Here is an 18462-nt window from a genome sequence, read left to right as displayed (position 1 = left end):
CCAGCAGGGCGGCCATCGCCAGGGGTTGGGGGCGGAGCGGGTCCCGGCTCAAGGCCGGGCGGCCGCGGGGTTCGGGGTCCTCCGCCCAAAGGGAGTCGACGCGGCCAGCACCTCCAGGTGTTCGTAGATGGCCTTGGATAGGCCGACGATGACCCCGTCGCCATCATGGCCACGGAGGTACTTGGTCATCACCACCAGGATGTAGGGACGGCCGCTCAGATAGACGATGGCGGCGTCGGCGGCCGCGCCGTCGAGGTGTCCCGACTTGCCGGCGACCACCACTCCGGCCGGGAGGGGCCGGCGAATCGGGTCATCCTTGGGCTTCTTCAGGATGCGGAGGATCTCCGCGGCGTCGTCGCGCGTCAGCGGCCGGCCCTCGTGGTGCTCGCACTCGTGGAGGGCCACGAAGAGCTTCATTATCTCCCGCGGCGTGCCGACGTTCTCCTGCCCGGCCAGGACGGCCGCATCGTCCATCATCTTGCGGGCGAGGGTCGTGTGCTCCAGTCCGAACTCACGGAAGAGGCTCTGGACTTGGGCCGCCCCGACCCGGTCGAAGCAGATGTTGGCGGCCACGTTGTCCGAGGCGATGATCATCAGGTTGACGAGGTCCCGGAGGGTCATCGAGACCGGGTCGTCCAGATTGGTCAGGACACCGCTGCCTCCGGTGCGGTCGGCGGGAGTGACCACGATCCGCTCGTCCAGGCGGCAGCGGTCCTGGGATGCCGCCCGGATCAGCTCGGCCAGGATTCCGCCCTTGATCAGGCTGCCGATGGGGAAGACTTCGTCCGGGTTGACCAGGACCTCCCGCCCGCCGGCCAGGTCGCGAAGGGCCAAGCCGATGACGGCCTCCGACTCGTCGACCAAGAGGTGCAGCCGCTCCTCGATCTTCCGCCAGAGGGTTCGTTCAGGCATTGGGACCCCTCCTTCGCTGTTGCCGGTAGATTCCCTCCGCGTCGACCCAAATCCTCCTGGCGGGGCGGCGCAGGAAAGCCCCGAATCTGGGGCGAACCAGGGCTCAGAGGTGAGGATCGCTATCTGGAGCTTGCCCAGAGGGGCCTGGACTTCGAGGCCATCTCCCGTCCGTGCCGGCCGACTACCTGACTCCGCCCGCTGCGATTCCGCCGGCCTCCGTCCCGTGAACCTGAAGACCGCCCCAAAGAAGGGCGGCCGTTTTCGTGGCGGCTCCGCTCGATCACCCGCGACTCCCTCAATAGGGCCAGCGGGCGGACTCCATCATCGTTTCGTAGGTCGACAGGGCCGGAATCCCTTCCCGGCGGGCGTCGGCCACGACCCGCCGAAGATCGTATGGCACCCGGATGAACTCGAAGGACAGACCACCTCGGTCGACCTCGACGACGACGGCCGAGGCCCTTTGGTCGCCGTCAAAGGGTTGTCCGACGCTGCCGGCGTTGACCACCGCCCGGCCGCCGACCCACCGGAGATAGGGCTGATGGATGTGGCCGTAAACGACGGCCCTGGCCGATGGGTCCCCAAACAAGCCGGCCAGCGTCTCCTGCCGGGCCCAGGGGTAGATCAGGTCGGTCGTGTTGGCCGGGCAGGCGTGGACGAAGTACAGCCTGACCCCGTCGGCCTCGATGGTGGCCTCGAAGGGTAGGGCCTTCAACCAGGACCGGTCATCGTCGGAGAGACGCTCGGCCATCCACCGGTTGAACTGGTCGGCGTCCTCCAGCGGGGCGTGACCGGGCCTGGCCGAGGCGGCGCCGGTGGCGATCGCCCTCCCGGTCGCCGGCGCGCAGATCACCCCGGCCAGGCGGTCCTCGGCCGTTCCCCGGATGACCACTGCCTTCAGGGAGCGGACCGCCCTGACCACCTGGCTCGGATGAGGGCCCTTATAGGCCAGGTCACCGAGGACGACGTGGCGGTCGGGTCGGCGTTCCTCCAGGGCGGCCAAGACGGCCTCCAAAGCTACGTGGTTGCCGTGAATGTCGGCGATGATGGCCAGTCTCATGGGTGTCGGCCTGGCTTGCGCCGGGCCGGCGGATCCTCCTTTGCCCTCTCCGGATGGCCCTCCCCCGGAACGGCCGCCCGGACCGGCGGAACTGCCTACCGAGGCCTCTGAAGGGTGTACTTGACCAGCCCCCGGTTCCTCATCACCAGTTCCTCACCCAGTCGTCGCCCCGTGGCCCGGTCGAAGACCGCGCGGTAGATCTCGTTCTCGCGGTAGAGCCGCCCTTTCTCTTCAGTGAAGCGGTGGTGGCGCTCGGCCACGACCAGCGGAGAGTGCAGGGCCATCCAGTGTAAGTGGTTGCTGAGCTGACAGAGGCCGCCACCGACCCCCGCCCGCGCTTCCCCTTTCCAAAGGACGAGGCCCTCGGCGTACCCCTTGCGGGTACTCGTCGGTCCGATCGCCCGCCAGAAGGAGAAGCGCTTGCCGGGGGGGATGACCGTCCCGTCGACCCTCGGCACGGCCAGCCTGAGGTTCCTCACCTTCCCGTACTGCAGGCTCAGGCCGCTGTCACCGAGTCGGCGAATCAGCGGTGAGCGGTGGCGTAATCGGTCCGATGGACCAACCACCGGCCATGGCGAATGGCCCGCCGGACGGAGACGCTGGCGAGGTACAGGGCCGGGTGAAGTTCGCTCAGGGACACGACCGCCCCCCCCTTCAGGGACCTTGGTCATCCTTCTCGCCCGGTTGGGAGGCTCTTCAAGAGCTCGCGGACTTCTTCCCCGCTCTCGCAATCCAGCGCCTGTCGGGCCAGCCGGCCGGCCTCACGGGCGGACATCCCGCGAATGGCCTCCTTGACCAGCGGGACCGAGGGCGGACTCATGCTCAGTTCGTCGAGGCCGATCCCCACCAGGAACGGGGCGGCCGCGGCCAGGCCGGCCATCTCGCCGCACATGCCGCACCAGATGCCCGCCCGGTGGGCGGCGTCGACCGTCTTGTCGATCAACCTCAGGACCGCCGGGTTGAAGGGGTCGTAGAGGTAGGCCACCTTCTCGTTGACCCGGTCGACCGCCAGGGTGTACTGGATGAGGTCGTTCGTGCCGAGGCTGAAGAAGTCGACCTCCTTGGCCAGGATGTCGGCGGCCACGGCGGCGGCCGGAGTCTCGACCATGATCCCGGCGGGGAGCTTGGCCCCGACCGTCTTCCCCTCGGCGACAAGCCCCTCCCGAGCGGCCCTCAGGGCCGCCTTGGCCTGACGGATCTCGCCGATCGTGGCGACCATCGGGAACATCACCAGGATGTTGCCGTGGGCGGCCGCCCGCCACATCGCCCGCAGCTGGGTCTCGAATAGGTCGCGCCGTTGCAGAGAGATGCGCAGGGCCCGCCACCCCAGGAAGGGATTGCTCTCCCTGGGCAGCCCCAGGGCCGGCACCTCCTTGTCGCCGCCGATGTCCAGGGTGCGGATGATCACCGGGTATCGGCCGAAGGCCTCGGCGACCGCCCGATAGGCTTCGTACTGTTCATCCTCATCGGGCAGGGTATCACGGTCGAGGAAGAGGAACTCCGTCCGGTACAGCCCCACCCCGGTCGGCCCGTATTCGAGGGCCGGGGCGGCCTCCCGCGGATGACCGACGTTGGCCGCCAGCTCGATCGCCCGGCCGTCGGTGGTGACGGCCGGGAGGTCCCTCAATCGGCGCAGACCCTCCCGCCTGGCCGTCGCCTCCTGCCGTCGCCGTTCGAACCCCCGGGAGGCGGCCTCGTCCGGGCCGAGGACGACCGAGCCGGCATCACCGTCGATGGCCGCGGCCATCCCCTCACGGACCCGGGCCAAGACGTCACCCGTCCCGACCACCGCCGGAATCCCGAGGGAGCGGGCCATGATCGCGGTGTGCGAGGTCGGGCCGCCGACCTCGGTCACGAAGGCCAGGACCAGTCGGCGGTCCAGTTGGGCCGTGTCCGACGGGGCCAGGTCGTGGGCGAAGAGGATCCCGGGAGAGGCCGAAGCCGGGTCCGCCTCCTCACCGGCCGCGCCGGCGACGCCGGCCCCGGCCGGGCCTCCCCCCACCCCGACGAGGTTGCGGACGATCCGGTCACCGACGTCACGGACATCGGCCGCTCGTTCGGCCAGGTAGGCGTGGGGCAGAGCGGCCAGAGCCGCGGCCTGCTCGGCGGTGACCTCGGCGACCACCGCTTCAGCGTTGCGGCGCTGGGAACGAACGCGGTCCTCCACCGTCTCGACGATGGCCGGGTCATCGAGGAACATCAGGTGGGCCTGGAAGATGGCCGCCTCGGCCTCGCCGGCCTCCTTGGCCGTCCGCTCCGCCAGGGCCTCGAGTTGGCCGCGGCTGGCCTCGATGGCCGCCTTGAAGCGGGCCATCTCCGGCTCGATGTCCGCCTCCTCCAGCCGGCGACGGACGATCTCGACCTTGGCCTTCTTGAAGAGCACCGCCGGGCCCAGAGCGATCCCGGGCGAGGCGGGCGTGCCATGGATAGTGTCCACTCTTGATGTCCTTTCTCCCCGCCGCCGGTGGTATGCCGGACAGCGGGATCCGTCCTCAAGCTAGTATTGCCGCCACACGTCCCGGCCGGACAGGATGAACCCGGCTGCGACCACCGCTCCCCATAACGCCGCGAAGGGGATCACGTAGGCCGAAATCCCAAGGCTCTTCAAAGAAGGGTCCTCGATGGCGAAGGTCACCCCGATGAAGGCATGGGGGAACATCAGGAGCAGCCAACTGACGAGCATGGCCACCCACATCGATCGCGACTTCGTCCTTCCGGCCACACCTGAGGCCGCGGCGAAAAGAAGCCCGAAGGCGACGAAGGCAAAGCCCATGGCCACCTGCCACGATTCGGCATAGTCGCCGAACGGGTAGTTGCGAAGGACGAAGTACGGGGGAGGCGACGGCCGCCACTTGGCGATCCAGACCAGACCGCCGGGGACGAACATTACTCCCGCCCATGAGAGCAGGCTCCAACCGAGGCGTGCGCTGAGGCGGTTACCTTTCGCCAAACCCAAGGCCCTCCCAGGTTCCTCTCGGGAGCCTCCTCCCACCGAGGTTATCACGGCCGGCATATGGTTCGCCGAACCGGCCCGGCCTTCCTCCCGACCTCGCCGCCCTTCTCGGTGATGGCCCACCCCCCTCAGGAGTATCCTGGAATGATGAGCAGAAGGGGGAGGATCGGATTTCGGCAGCCGGCTCCTGGCCCCCCGGCGGTCAGCCGCCGGTCTTCCCAACCCCGGCCATGTAGATGACGAACTCCTCGACCCCATCGAGGCCGATCGCCGCGTTGACCGCTTCGTCGTCGTAGGCCCCAACCACGCAACAGCCGCCTCCCACGGCCTGGACCGCCAGGTACAGGCTCTGGGCCACGTGCCCGGCGTCAAGGTGCAGGTAACGATAGGAGCGCTCGCCATACCGCCAGAAGCTCCGGTAGGCCACGGCGACCCAGATGAAAGTCGCCGCCCCTTCGACCAAGAACTGCTGCCGCAGGGAGGCGTCGAGGACCCTGTCGGCGATCCCCTCGCTCCGGTCTTCCTCCACCAGCTTGTGATCGATGGCCAGGTAACGATAGAGCCCGGGCGGCAGCCCGGCGACCCGGTTGACCAGGAGGTAGGTCTCGAAGGGGTGACGGGCTCCGGCCGAGGGCACGGTCCTGAGGGTGGTCGGTCGGATGGTCACTTGCCTGACTCCCTGCGTGGCCCAGAGAAGATAGGACAGCTCGCCCAGGGTCATCGGGGCGGCGGCGAACTTCCGCGTGCTGACCCGGGCGGCGATGGCCGCCGTCAGATCGATGGCCGTCACCGGAACCGTCCTCGGGTCGGGCAAGTCGATCCGGCGCCGGGCCGCCGCGACCGGCTTCTCCAAGGGCGGCTGGGGCAGCCCCTTCTCCTGATCCGACGGACCCATTTGCCGATACGTGGTCTTCTCCATGAATTGCGGACCGGCGGCCCCTGACATGGTCGAACCCCCTTTGCCCTCCGTGGCTTGCGCCCCTTGGCTGTCCGTCGCCGGCCGACCTACAAGGCCCGGCCTTGCCGCTCGAGCATGTCGGCCAGGACGGCCGCCAGTTCCGTGGACACCCGGCGGCGGGTCCCCAGGGCGGCGATGGCTGTCTCGAGCTTCTTCGGATCCTTGATCCAGCCCCGCGCGTCGGACTCCTGCTTGGTCAGGAAGCCGGCCATCTTCTTCAGCTGCTCGATGTAGGCGGCCAGCCTCGCCGGCGGGGCCGAGGTCTTCATGTCCTGCTCGCGCCGAGCGGCCCGCTCCAGACGGGCGGTCATGTCCTCGGCGCTGGCCAGCCACTCCTCGACCTTGAGCCCCGTTCCTTGCTGGAACATCCGCTTGATCACCGGCCGTTGAAACATGGTCAGGGAGTCATATTCCTTGATGTTATCACGGATCACGCCCGCCATCCGGCGGTTCAGGTCGAGCGCCCGCAAGCAGAGGTCAACGGCCGCCGGCTCCAGAGGGTCGGCCGGCGCGGGCCCCACCGCCCCCGGCCCGGTCTCGGCCGGCCACCTCGTGCCATCGGGACCCAGCCCGAGCTTGCCCAAACCGGCCACGTAACCCGTCTCTTGGCCGTGGAACTCCGCGGCATGCAGGACCGTGCCGACAAGGCCGACGGCGCACAGCTCGGCCGAGATCATCTGGCCCCCGCTTTGCTTGATGAACTCCTCTTCGGGCAGGCCGTAAAGGGCGGCCAGCTTCGGGACGGCCTCCCTGAGCGCCGGGGTGTCGACCATCCCCGGTCCGAAAGCGTAGACCGACACCCCCTTGCCCTCCCCGATCTCCTGGGCCAGGGCCGAGACCAGGCTCGTTAGGCCGGCCTTGGACGCCTCATAAGGGGCGAGGTAGGGCATGCCCTCCGTGGTCTGCATGGTGACGACCACCCCCGAGCCCTTCTCGAGCATGGACGGGACGAAGGCCTTGATGGCCAGGAAGACCGAACGGAGGTTGACCGCGACGACCCGGTCCCACTCCTCCACGGTGTGCTCGAGGACGGGCTTGCAGTGGACGACCACGGCGTCATTGATGAGGATATCCACCTCGCCGAAAGCCCGGACCGCCTTCTCCTTCATCCCCTCGACGGATCTTGCGTCGGCGACATCGGTCTGGACGAAGATGGCCCGGCCGCCTTCCTTCCGGATCAGCCGCTCGGTCTCCGCCCCGGCCTGGCTGATCTCGGCGATGACCACGGCGGCCCCATAGCGGGCCAGGGCCCGGGCGGTCTCCCGGCCGATCCCGCGACCCGCCCCGGTGACCACGGCGACCTTACCCCTGAGGGCCTCGTGTCCCGCATCAACGATTTCTGGTGGTTTCACTCGTTGAGTCTCCTTCTTGCAGGTCGGTCCAGGCGTAAGCGACCTCGTTCAACCGGGCTCCGCCGATCTCCATCTTCTGCGAACGTAGATATGTCCCGCCGAGCGACTCGTAGAAACGTCGGAAGGGGTTGTCGGCCAGGACCCAGACCAGCATGGAGCGGAAGCCCCCGGCCGTCAGCTCGCCGACCACCGCCGCGACCAGGCGGCGGCCGCCGGAATCCCCCCGCTCGTTCGAGCGCATCCAAGATTATCATCTTCGACCTTTCGGGCGCGGGACCTGCCGAAGGCAATTGCGACGGCAACCGCCTGGGAAAGGTCTGGAAGCAGTCGTTGACGCGGCAGACCCCGGAGCCCCCGGCGGTCGCCGGGCGGCAGATAAAGTCCCAGCTATTGCGACATTTGGTCTTGACTGTATGGGGAACCAGGTACTACAATGGGGCCAAACGGCATACGAAGACGGATCGCTTAATCCCCGCGGTCGAATCCGGCCGCCGGGAACGGGGGAACCAAATTGTCTCTGGGGTGAATCGCCGCCAGGCGTAGGGCCATCCTTCCGGCCCGAACCCGTCAGCTAACCTCGTAAGCGTGGGATGGGCGCGGCGCGGCCGCCTTGATTAGGCGCGGCCATACCGCTCGGGGACTTTCGTCCTCTCTCGTGCCCCCCGCGTTCTCGCGGGGGGCCGTTTTCATCCCCGGCCCCCCGGACTTGAGGACCCAGTCCGCCTTCGCGACCGAATCTCGATCAGGGGGGTCGCTTCAGTGAACGAAAGAACCGGATTCCTCCCCAAGGCGGTCCAGTGGCTGAATCGGCGGTGGTGGCCGGGGTTGAGCCACGGCAGGCCCCACACCGTGGCCGTCCTCGGCGCCGGCAACGGCGGCCTGGCGATGGCGGCCGACCTCGCCCTGGCGGGCCACAGGGTGCGCCTTTACAACCGGAGCCCCGGCCGCCTCGAGCCGATCATCGGAACCGGGGGCATCGAGCTCGAGGGCAAGGCGCCGCGCCTGGTCCGCTTGGACAGGGTCACCGCGGAGCCGGGCGAAGCCGTCCAGGGAGCCAGTCTGATCATGGTCGTGGTCCCGGCCACGGGCCATGCGACCCTGGCTGAGATCTTCGCGCCACACCTGCAGGACGGCCAGGTGGTCGTCCTCAACCCCGGGCGGACCGGCGGGGCCCTTGAGTTCCAATCCATCCTCCGGACGAACGGAGCCGCGCCCGGGGCCATCGTCGCCGAGGCCTCGACCTTCCTCTTCGCCTCGCGGGCCACGGGACCGGCCAGGGCCCGCATATACGGGCGGAAGAGCCGGGTCCTCTTCTCGGCCCTGCCGGCCTCGGCCAACCGTGAGGTCGGGTGGCTCCTCGACCAACTCTACCCGGGCCGTTTCGTGGCCGCCTCCAGCGTCCTCGAGACCAGCCTCGACAACATCGGGGCGGTCTTCCATCCAGCCATCACCCTCTTGAACACCGGCCGGATCGAGGACACCGCCGACGGATTCGAGTTCTACCGGCGCGGGGCCTCGCCCTCGGTGGCCAAGGTCATGGCCGCCGTAGACCAAGAACGATGCACAATCGCGGCCACCCTCGGCGTCCCCCACCAGTCGGCTCTCAGCTGGATGGACAAAACCTATGGGATCAAGGCCCCCGACCTCTACTCGGCCCTGCAGGCCAACCCGGGTTACGCCGGGATCACCGCCCCTGGGCAGTTGGACCACCGCTACCTGACCGAGGACGTGCCGGCCAGCCTGGTGCCGATGGCCTCGTTGGGGGCGGCCCTCCGCGTGCCGACCCCGAACATCCGCTGTCTGATCGACCTGGCCTCGACCATTCACGGGCTGGGCTACATGGCCATCGGCCGGACCATCGAACGCCTAGGCCTGAGCGGGCACACTCCCGGCCAGATCCTGGCCCACGTGGCCGAGGGGAGGGCGGTGGCGTGAAGAAGACCATCGTCGCCGCCGTCGAGGCCGATGCGGCCTTCGTCGCCGCCAGTTACCGGCTCGGTCCGGCCGCCGCCCGGGCGGTCCTGTCCGGCCTGAAGAAGCGAATCGAGCGAGACCAGGCCATGGGAGGCCGGCGTTTCCTGTTCGGCGGTACCCCGCCGGTCGTCGCGGTCGCCCGTGACCTCGGGCTCTTCGAGGCCGCCTTCTCTGGTGAGGAGGAACCGGGCCGAATCGCCGCCTACCTCAAGGCGGCTCACGATTCCGTCGGCTGGGCGGACCAGGCCGCCGCGGTCGCCGCCGCGCGGGCGGCTCTGGGCGGTCGCGAAGCCCAAGGTTCGGACCTGGCCGGCCTCGGGCTCATCGAGCGGATGGCCCGCAAGAGCCCGTACCCACTGCTTCGCCACCACTTCGGCCTGCCGACCGTGGCCGACACCGCCCGCGGGATCAGCCGCATCGCCGTGGCCGGCGTAGTCGACATCATCTCCATCGGACCCGACCAAAATGCCCAAGAGTCGTTCTTCCACCCCGGGGATCAGGACCCGGCCCAGGACGGCGCGGGGAGCGTCCCGCTCCGGGCGCCCTCCGACCTCGAATCGCTTTACGAGGCCGCCCAAGCTGGCAACCACCCCCTCCTCCGGTGCTACAGCGGGACCCGCGACCTCGTGGCCATGGCCGGCCTCCTGCGGTCGACGATCCGGAACGCCTGGGGGGCCGTCCCCCTCTTCTGGTACAGCGCCCTGGACGGTCGGAGCGAACGGCCCCTGGCCGAGGCCATCGCCGAGAACCAGGCGGCCATCCGCTGGCACGCCGCCAGGGGCGTGCCGGTGGAGGTCAACGACCCGCACCAGTGGAGCCTCCGCGACGCCCCGGACGTGGTCGCCGTGGCCGTGGCTTACATGCGGCTTACAACGCCAAGGCCCTCGGCGTGCGCGACTACATCGCCCAGTTCATGCTGAACACCCCGCCGGGCACCAACGCCCGGATGGACCTGGCCAAGATGCTGGCCAAGATCGACCTCCTGGAGACGCTGGCCGGGTCGAGCTTCCGGGTCTTCCGCCAGGTGCGGGGCGGGCTGAGCAGCTTCCCGCCCCAACCCGACCTGGCCAAAGGCCACTTGGCCTACACCACGACTCTGGGGATGGCTCTCCGACCTCAGATTGTCCACGTCGTCGGGTACTGCGAAGGCCTGCACTTGGCCGGCCCGGACGAAGTCACCGAATCCTGCGGCATCGTCCGCGGCGTCATCCGGTCGGCCCTGGATGGCCTGCCCGACCCGACCAAGGACGAGGTCGTCCAGACCAGACGTCGCCGCCTGAGGGAAGAAGCGCGGCTGTTGATCGAGGCCATCAAGGGCCTGGGGGCCGCCCGGGTGGAGGACCCCCTGACCGATCCGGAGACCCTCGCGGCCGCCGTTGTCCTAGGCTTCCTGGATGCCCCACACCTGAAGGGGAATCCGAGCGCCCATGGCGGAGTGGTCACCCGTCTGGCCGACGGGGCCTGCCTGGCCGTGGATCCGAAGACCGGCCGCCCGCTGCCGGAGGCGCGGCGCCTCGTCGCCCTCTCGGCGAGGGTGCACGGCTGACAGGAACCACGGACCCGATTGCGAAGTTTAAGGAGGCAGAGTGAGTTAAAATCAACCCCTGTGGTTGCCGAAAGCCAGGCGCGGCGGCCTGTTCATCGCCTCATGGGCGATGGTCGGCGCCGCCACGTGGCTCACCCCCCCCGCCGCGCGCCGGTCGACTCCCCACAAGATGCCAAGAAGCGAGCCCCCGTTCGGGGACTCGCTTCTTTCGTCTCGCCCATCTGAACGACCGCCACCCGGACGGTGACGCCTACAACTTGGCCACCCGTTCCCAGACCTTGGCCGAGAGCTCCCGGGCCCGGGCCATTACCTCGGCTTCGTCGAGCCCGAGGACCCGGCGGTCGCGCATGACCAGGCGGCCGGCCACCACCGAGTGGCGGACCTGGCCTCCCCGGAGCCCAAAGAGGAAGTGGCCCCAGAAGTTGCCCGGATTGAGTTCCGTCGGCGGATCATAGTCGACGACGATGAGGTCGGCTCCGGCCCCCTCGGTCAGCGCCCCCAGCCGGCAACCAAAGAACTGGGTGGCCACCTCGCCGGCGTTGGCCAAAGTCATCTGCTGACCTTCACCCCAGCCCACCGAAGGGTCGCGGGAAGCCAGCTTGTGGACGATGTTGGCGGCCATGGCCCCCTCGAAGAGGTCGTTCCCGAAGCCGTCGGTGCCGAGCACCACCCGGACGCCCGCCGCCAGCATGGCCAGGACCGGGGCCACCCCGACGGCGTTGTTCATGTTCGACTGGGGGTTGTGGGCGACGATGCTCCTCGTCTTGGCCAGCAACTCGAAGTCCTCGGGGCTGGTGTGGACGCAATGGGCGGCGATGGACGACGGCCCGAGGACGCCCATGTCGGCCAGCCGCCGGACGACGCTCCGGTCATACCGTCCGCGGCTGTCGGCCAGGTCCTCCGGTCCCTCGGAGCAGTGGATGTGACAGCCTATGCCGAGCCTCCCGGCCTCGGCCACGGCCCGCCCGAGGGTCGCGTCGGAGAGGGTCATCGAGGCGTGCAGGCCCATGAGGGCGGCCAGCGTGGAGCCCCCGCCGGCCAGGCCGGCGGCGAAGCGGACGTTCTCCTCGATCCCCTCGCTGGCCCGCCCCGGGCCATCCCGGTCGGACACTTCATAGCATAGGCAGGCCCGGACGCCCACGGCGCCGGCCGCCTTGGCCATCTGGTCGAGGCTTCCGCCGATGGCGTTCGGGCTGGCGTGATGATCGAAGACCGTGGTCGTCCCGTTCTTCAGGCAGTCGACCAGGCCCAGCAGACCGCTGACGAAGACATCCTCGGGGGTCAGCGCACGGTCGAGCTTCCACCACAGGCCGCGGAGGACCTCGATGAAGGTCTTGGCCGGCCGTCCCCCGAGGGAGATTCCCCGGGCAAAGGCCCCGTAGGCGTGGGTGTGCACGTTGACCAACCCGGGCATGATCAGGCCGCCCCGGGCATCGAGGAACTCGGCCCCCGGGTGACGGGCCTTCAACTCGGCGGTCGGGCCCACGGCGACGACGAGCCCGCGCTCAGTGGCGACCGCGCCGCCCGGGATCACCCGGTTCCTTTCCCCCAGGGTGACCAGAAGACCGTTGCCTACGATGAGCATGGCCTCTTCCCCTCCTTGCCCTTGATCTCCGCCAAGACCTTCTCCCTTGTCGCCGGCAGGTCGTCGATGTGGGAGCCGACCGCGTCCCTGATGGCGTTAATGATCGCCGGGGCGGTCGGGTTGGTGGCCAGTTCGCCCATGCCCTTGGCTCCGAAGGGGCCGCCGGGCTCAGGGGTTTCGATGATGACGACGTCCATGGCCGGGGTGACCCCGATCCGCGGGACTCTCAACTTCTGCAGGTTGTCGCTGACGATCCGGCCGTGGTCCAGTTCGACCTGCTCCGAGAGGGCGTAGCCGAGGCCCATCATGATGCCGCCTTCCATCTGGCCTCTGACCCCCTCGGGGTTGATCGCCCGGCCCACGTCGTGGGCGGCGACCACCTCGATGACCTCGACCTCGCCGGTGGCCACGTCGACCGACACGACTGCCGCCTGGGCCCCGTAGCAGTAAGCGAAGTGGACGTCCCAGAGGCGCGGGTCATCGCCCGGCTGCTGGTCGGCCGTCTCCCGCAACGGGTAGGTTGTCGGAGCCAGGTAGAAGGATTCGCCCTCGAGGCGGCGCCCGGCGGCCTTGGCCCGGCCGGCCAACTCGGCCAGCCCCTCCCGCCGAGAGCCGACGACGACGGCGTCGCCGTCGACCTTGGAGCCCGGTCCGGCGAACTCGGCCACCCGGCCGAGGAAGGCTTCGGCCGCTTGGACCACGGCGTTGCCGGTGATGTAGGTCTGCCGTGAGGCGGTTGTCTCTTCGCCGTCCGGGCAGAGGGCCGTGTCCGACGACAGGACGTCGACCAGCCCAAAGTGGATCCCGGTGACCTCGGCGGCCAGCTGGGCCATGACCGTGTCGGAGCCCTGGCCCATGTCGGTCGCCCCGATCCGGACCTGGAGGCGTCCGGCCTCGGTCAGCCCGACGACCGCGCCGGCCCCGTCGTGCTTGCCGGTGCCGATGCCGACGTTCTTGTAAGCCGAGGCCACCCCGAGGCCGATCCGCCGCCCGGGCGCGGCCGCCGCCGCGGCCCTGGCCTTCAGTCCGGCCAGCCGTCCGGCCACCGCCTCGAGCGTCCCGAGGTAGTTCGTCCCCGGGCCGAGGACCTGCCCGGTGGCCGTCTGCCCGCCCTGTCGGAGGGCGTTGCGCCGCCTGAGTTCCAGTGGGTCCAGACCCAGGGCCCTGGCCAACTTGTCCATCTGGACCTCGGAGGCGAAGGACACCTGGGTGCTGCCGAAGCCGCGGAAGGCCCCGCCGACGGGATTGTTGGTGTAGACGCCAACGGCCGTCGAGTGGACGTTGGGAATGTCGTAGGGCCCCGAAGAGACCACCGCCGACCGGAAGACCACCGGCTTGCCGAGGGACGCGTAAGCCCCCGTGTCGCAGACGATCCGGGCCTCCATGGTCACCAGGCGGCCGTCACGGGTCGCCCCGTGGCGCATGTGGATCTTCTCCGGATGCCGCTTGGTCGACATCAGGATCGATTCCTCGCGGGTCAGGGTCATCTTGACCGGCCGGCCGAGCCGCATGGCCGCCAGGGCGCAGTGAATCTGGACGGTCGGCTCCTCCTTGCCGCCGAAGCCCCCGCCACACGGGGTGTAGACCACCCGGACCTTCTCCTCGGGCAGGGCCAGCGAAGCGGCGAGCATCTCTCGGAAAGACCACGAACCCTGGCTGGCCGTCCAAATGACGACCCCGCCGTCGCCGTCCGGCTCCGCCAGGGCCGACTCCGGCTCGAGGTAGGCGTGCTCGATCATCGGCGAGGTGTAGTCGCCCTCGACGATCACCTCGGCCCGGGCGAAGCCGGCCTCGACATCGCCCCGGCGGACCTCCACGCGGTGCATGACGTTGCCTTCCTCGTGGAGCACCGGGGCGCCCTCGGCGAGGGCCTCCTCGGGTGAGAAGACCGCCGGCAGCGGCCGGTAGCCGACCTCGATCAGGCCAAGGGCTGATGACGCCTGAGCCTCCGTCTCGGCAATGACCACGGCGATCGGGTCACCCAGGTGCAGGACCCGGTCCGAGCAGAGGACGGGCTGCTGCTTGAAGAGGAGGCCGAAGATCTTGCGGCCCGGGATGTCCTCGGCGGTCATCACCGCCAGGACCCCGGGGGCGGCCTTGGCCCCGGCCGTGTCGATGGACCGGATCTCGGCGTGGGGATGGGTCGAGAATAGCAGTTTGCCGTGGACCATGCCCGGTCTGGTCAGGTCATCGGCGAACATCGGCCGGCCGGTGACCCGATCGACCGCCCCCACCCGGGGAGCCGAAGAGCCCACGCCGCCGCGACCTCCGACGGTCGCCAGAATCGCGACCGCCGCCTGATCGCCGCGGAGCAGAGCGGCGGCCAACCGCACGGCCCTCAGGATCGAGGCGTAACCCGTGCATCGGCAAAGGTTGTGCCGGAGGCCGTCTTTGACTTCAGCCTCGGATGGGTCGGGGTTTCTCCGAAGAAGGGCCACGGTGGACATGATCATCCCCGGGGTGCAGAAACCGCACTGGATGGCCCCGGCGCGGATGAAGGCCTCCTGGACCGGGTGGAGTCGGTCGCCCTCGGCCAGCCCTTCGACGGTCAGGACGTCGGCCCCCCGGCACCTCTCGGCCTTGACGATGCAGGACCGCCGGGCTTCTCCGTCGACGATGACCGTGCAGGCCCCGCAATGGCCCTTGCCGCAGCCGTTCTTGGCCCCCATCAGGCCGAGTTTGTCGCGGAGGAGATCAAGGAGGGTGGCCCCCTCCTCAATCTCCACGCTGATCGGCCGGCGATTGACGGTCAGCTGGAGCCGGACCATCGCGGCCACCTCAGTCGGCCGCCGCCGGCCGCATCGTCAAGCAACCCGGCACCGGACAGACGGTCGTGCAGAAGGCGCAGCCGACGCACTTGTTCTCGTCCACCCGGGCCAACCGGTCGTCGCCGAATTCGATGGCCTGATGACCCCCGTCCCGGCAGGCGACGTGGCAAACGCCGCAGCGGATGCACTTTTCCGCCTCGACGTGGGCTCTCACCTTGTTAGCCCTGGGGAGTTGAGAGTGCTCGGTGATGTACGGGAGGGCCTTGCCGATCAGCTCGTCGACCCGGCTCAAGCCCTTGTCCTCGAGGTAGTTGCGGAGCCCGTCGGTGAAGTCCTCGATGACCCGGAAGCCGTGGCGCATGACCTCGGTGCAGACCTGGACCGTACGGGCGCCGACCAGGAGGAACTCGACGGCGTCACGCCAGGTGGTCACCCCGCCGGTGGCGGTGATGGGGATGTCGATCCTGCGGGCGATCTCGGCCACACAGCGAAGGGCCACCGGCTTGATGGCCGGGCCGGAGACGCCGCCGTAGGTCGAATACCCCCCGACGTTCGGGTAGGGGATGAAGGTGTCGAGATCGACCCCCATCAGCCCCTTGACCGTGTTGATGGCGCAGACCCCGTCCGCCCCGCTGCGCTTGACGGCGGCGGCCGCCGCGGCGATGTCGGCGATCTGCGGAGTCAGCTTGATGACCACCGGGACGCGCTTGGCCGCGTCCTTGACCCACCTGGCGGTGACCTCGGTCAGCTCGGGGCTCTGCCCGACGGCCGAGCCCATGCCCTTTTCCGGCATCCCGTGGGGGCAGGAAAAACTGCACTCGATGAGGTCGACCCCGGCCGCCTCGAGGCGCCGGACCAACTCCTCCCAGTGTTCCTTCTTGGCCCCCATGATGCTGGCGGCGACGACCTTCCCGGGGAACTCCTTCTTCAGCCGGGAGACGTCCTTTTCCACCTGATCGATGTGGCGCTCCGAGATGAGGTCGATGTTCTCGAGGGCGGCCAACCGCTGCCCATCAAGGTCCAGGCCGGTCATCATCGGGTAGACCAGGCTGACCTGTTCCGTCTCGACCGAGGTCGTCTTGATGATGGCCCCGGCCCAGCCGGCCTCGAAGGCCCGGGCGACCATGTCGGCGTTGTCGGTCGACGGCGCGGCGGCCAGGATGAAGGGGTTCTCGAACTTGACCCCGCAGAAGCTCACGGAGAGATCAATGGCCATCGTCTCTTCTCCCCTCGCGATGTGGTTCGGCCGCGCGTCGGGCGGCCTGCCTGCCCTCGGCCACGGCCCTGACGACGGTAGCCCCGCCGTTCTCGAAGTCGCCGGCCACGAAGAGCTTGTCACGGCCGGTCCGGCCATCGGGACCGAGGACCGGTCGGCCACCCCCGAGCTTCAGCCCGAAGGCCGCGGCCAGTGCTGTGTTGGGTCCTTGGCCCAGGGCCATCAAGACGAGGTCGGCGTCGATGGTGAACTCGGAGCCCGGGATCGGGACCGGAGCCGCCCGGCCCGAGGCGTCCGGGGACCCGAGGGCCATCCGGACGCAGCTGACCTTACCGACCCCGCCGCTCCGCCCCGGCTCGAGGGCCACCGGTCCGGCCAGCCAGGCGAACTCGGCCCCGGCCGCCAGGGCGGTCTGGTATTCGCGCGACCAGGCCGGCATCTCCCGGCTCGACCGCCGGTAGACCACGGTCACCCGGTCGGCGTTGGCCCGGGCGGCCGTCGTGGCCGCATCCATGGCCGTGTTCCCGCCGCCGACCACGACCACCTTCCTGCCCCTGAGGTCCCGGCCCCGACCACGACCGGCCCTGGCCTCGGCCAGGAAGTCCTCGGCGCCGACCACCCCGTCGAGGGCCTCGCCGGGAACCTCCAGCGGACGGCCGCCGCCGAGACCGGCCGCCAGGATCACGGCATCGTTCTCGGCCAGCAGCTTCTCAGCCGAAATGTCCCGGCCGACGACCACCCCGGTCTTGACCTCCACGCCGGTCGCCAGGACCGCCTCGACCTCAGCCTCGACCACCTCGGCCGGGAGACGGTAGGGCGGGATGGTCAGGCGAAGCTGCCCGCCGGCGGCCTCGCCGGCCTCGTAGACGGTGACCTCCCAGCCCATTAGACGGAACTCGTGGGCGGCCGCCAGGCCGGCCGGGCCGGCCCCGATGACGGCCGCCTTCTTCCCCGCCGCCGGCGCCATCGGCGCCGTTGCCGCCGCCAGAGCCCCAAACCCCCGGGCCATCTCGTGATCGCAGGCCGCCCGCTGGAGGGCACCGATGGGGATGGCCCGCCCGAGGAGGCGCGACGAGCATTCCTTCTCGCAGAGGTGTTCGGTCGGGCAGACCCGACCGCAGACCCCGCCGAAGATGTTGGTCTCGCGGATCACCCGGACGGCTCCCCTCCAGTTGCCGCTGTGGATCTTCTTGATGAAGACGGGGATGTTCACCCCGGCCGGGCAGCCCTTGACGCACGGCGCGTCATAGCAGTACAGGCACCTCGCCGCCTCCGCCGCCACCTGTTGGGCCGACAATCCTTCTCTGAACGTCGTCTGCTGGCTCATAGTGACCTCCTCCCATGGCTTGTCCGCCGCATATTCATGCATTCCGCCTATTCACAGGGTTGCATATAGTCTATCCCCGTCCGGGCCGAGGCCCGGTCGAGCATCCCGCGGGAGATCCGGTTGGCCCCACCGGCCACCGCCCGCTCGTCCACGTTGACCAGCCGGCCGCCGCGGACGACGACCCGCCCGTTGACCACCGTCGTATCGACCACGTGACTGTCGCCGGACGTGATGATGGCGGCCACCGGGTCGTGCTGGCCGCCGGCGAAGGCGATATCCTCGAGGTCGATCAGGACCAGATCGGCGGCCATGCCCGGGGCGAGGTGCCCGATGTCGTCGCGGCCGAGGACGGCCGCCCCGCCGCGGGTGGCCAGGCGGAGCACTCCCTCCGACTTAAGGCCTCGCTCGCCGTAGGCCAGCTTCTGTAGAAGGTAGGCCTGGCGCATCTCGCCCCACATATCGGAAGAGTCGTTGGAGGCCGAGCCATCCACCGCCAGACTGACCCTGGCCCCGGCCGCCAGGAGGTCGGGAACGCGACAGACCCCGGAGTTCAGTTTCATGTTCGACGTCGGACAATGGGCCACCCCGGAGTTCGTCTCGCCGAGGCGAGCCACCTCCGCGTCGTTCAGGTGGATGGCGTGGGCGAACCAGACATCCTCGCCGAGCCAACCGACTCGCTCCATGTACTCGAGCGGGCGGCAGCCGAACCTTTCCCGGCAGAACCGCTCCTCATCGGCGGTCTCGGCCAGGTGGGTGTGGACCATCAAGCCGAGCGACCGCGCCAGGTCCACGGTCTCGCTCATCAGCTCGGTGG

Annotated in this window: 16 protein-coding genes and 1 riboswitch; of the genes, 3 read left to right on the top strand and 13 right to left on the bottom strand. The window is 69.4% G+C overall.

Annotated elements, in window-relative coordinates; translation table 11 throughout:
• Positions 1 to 48: 48 nt before the first annotated feature.
• From VGL40_01030 to VGL40_00995, 8 genes are all read right to left on the bottom strand, one after another.
• Entirely contained in the window at positions 49 to 912 is an 864-nt protein-coding gene (locus tag VGL40_01030) for a serine hydrolase (GenBank protein HEY3313853.1), read from the bottom strand.
• 295 nt (positions 913 to 1207) lie between these two features.
• Entirely contained in the window at positions 1208 to 1969 is a 762-nt protein-coding gene (locus VGL40_01025) for a metallophosphoesterase family protein (GenBank protein HEY3313852.1), read from the bottom strand.
• A gap of 95 nt (positions 1970 to 2064) precedes the next feature.
• A complete protein-coding gene (locus VGL40_01020; GenBank protein HEY3313851.1) occupies positions 2065 to 2448 on the bottom strand; it encodes a VanW family protein in 384 nt (127 codons plus the stop codon).
• Positions 2449 to 2636: 188 nt separating this feature from the next.
• A complete protein-coding gene (ptsP, locus tag VGL40_01015; protein HEY3313850.1) occupies positions 2637 to 4406 on the bottom strand; it encodes a phosphoenolpyruvate--protein phosphotransferase in 1770 nt (589 codons plus the stop codon).
• A 60-nt stretch (positions 4407 to 4466) separates the two neighbouring features.
• Positions 4467 to 4919: a hypothetical protein gene (locus VGL40_01010; protein ID HEY3313849.1), complete on the bottom strand. Its 453-nt coding sequence runs from the start codon at positions 4917 to 4919 to the stop codon at positions 4467 to 4469.
• A gap of 205 nt (positions 4920 to 5124) precedes the next feature.
• A complete protein-coding gene (locus VGL40_01005) occupies positions 5125 to 5868 on the bottom strand; it encodes a SagB/ThcOx family dehydrogenase (protein ID HEY3313848.1) in 744 nt (247 codons plus the stop codon).
• A 59-nt stretch (positions 5869 to 5927) separates the two neighbouring features.
• Positions 5928 to 7232 carry an SDR family oxidoreductase gene (locus VGL40_01000; GenBank protein HEY3313847.1) on the bottom strand — a complete coding sequence of 435 codons (1305 nt, stop codon included), beginning with the start codon at positions 7230 to 7232 and terminating at the stop codon, positions 5928 to 5930.
• Entirely contained in the window at positions 7210 to 7473 is a 264-nt protein-coding gene (locus tag VGL40_00995; GenBank protein ID HEY3313846.1) for a GNAT family N-acetyltransferase, read from the bottom strand. The genes VGL40_01000 and VGL40_00995 overlap by 23 nt, the downstream gene beginning before the upstream one ends.
• Before the next feature lie 211 nt (positions 7474 to 7684).
• A riboswitch (cyclic di-AMP (ydaO/yuaA leader) is annotated at positions 7685 to 7834 on the top strand.
• 157 nt (positions 7835 to 7991) lie between these two features.
• On the opposite strand from VGL40_00995, the gene VGL40_00990 reads away from it, so the two are divergent.
• From VGL40_00990 to VGL40_00980, 3 genes are read left to right on the top strand one after another with little or no spacing between them, the layout of a single operon-like run.
• Entirely contained in the window at positions 7992 to 9167 is a 1176-nt protein-coding gene (locus VGL40_00990; GenBank protein HEY3313845.1) for an NAD/NADP octopine/nopaline dehydrogenase family protein, read from the top strand.
• Entirely contained in the window at positions 9164 to 10126 is a 963-nt protein-coding gene (locus tag VGL40_00985) for a hypothetical protein (protein HEY3313844.1), read from the top strand. The genes VGL40_00990 and VGL40_00985 overlap by 4 nt, the downstream gene beginning before the upstream one ends.
• Complete coding sequence (locus VGL40_00980) at positions 10096 to 10752, top strand: hypothetical protein (GenBank protein HEY3313843.1); 657 nt, start codon at positions 10096 to 10098, stop codon at positions 10750 to 10752. The genes VGL40_00985 and VGL40_00980 overlap by 31 nt, the downstream gene beginning before the upstream one ends.
• 250 nt (positions 10753 to 11002) lie before the next feature.
• Here the strand turns inward: VGL40_00980 and ssnA are convergent, their stop codons facing one another.
• The 5 genes from ssnA to VGL40_00955 form a co-directional block, all read right to left on the bottom strand.
• Complete coding sequence (gene ssnA / locus VGL40_00975) at positions 11003 to 12337, bottom strand: putative aminohydrolase SsnA (GenBank protein ID HEY3313842.1); 1335 nt, start codon at positions 12335 to 12337, stop codon at positions 11003 to 11005.
• Positions 12325 to 15105: a molybdopterin cofactor-binding domain-containing protein gene (locus tag VGL40_00970; GenBank protein ID HEY3313841.1), complete on the bottom strand. Its 2781-nt coding sequence runs from the start codon at positions 15103 to 15105 to the stop codon at positions 12325 to 12327. The genes ssnA and VGL40_00970 overlap by 13 nt, the downstream gene beginning before the upstream one ends.
• Positions 15106 to 15115: 10 nt before the next feature.
• Positions 15116 to 16321 (bottom strand): NAD-dependent dihydropyrimidine dehydrogenase subunit PreA, encoded by a 1206-nt coding sequence (gene preA / locus VGL40_00965; protein ID HEY3313840.1) that lies wholly within the window; start codon positions 16319 to 16321, stop codon positions 15116 to 15118.
• The gene (locus tag VGL40_00960; protein ID HEY3313839.1) at positions 16311 to 17648 is read right to left on the bottom strand and encodes an FAD-dependent oxidoreductase; all 1338 of its coding nucleotides are present in this window, start codon (positions 17646 to 17648) and stop codon (positions 16311 to 16313) included. The genes preA and VGL40_00960 overlap by 11 nt, the downstream gene beginning before the upstream one ends.
• 47 nt (positions 17649 to 17695) lie before the next feature.
• On the bottom strand, positions 17696 to 18462 hold a 767-nt coding region (locus VGL40_00955), incomplete at its 5' end, for an amidohydrolase family protein (protein HEY3313838.1).

The sequence above is a fragment of the Bacillota bacterium genome, assembly GCA_036504675.1.
Classification (GTDB): domain Bacteria; phylum Bacillota; class Sulfobacillia; order JAJYWN01; family JAJZPE01; genus DASXUT01.
Note: the sequence above shows the minus strand (reverse complement) of the source record. Positions and strands in the feature narration are given on the sequence as shown.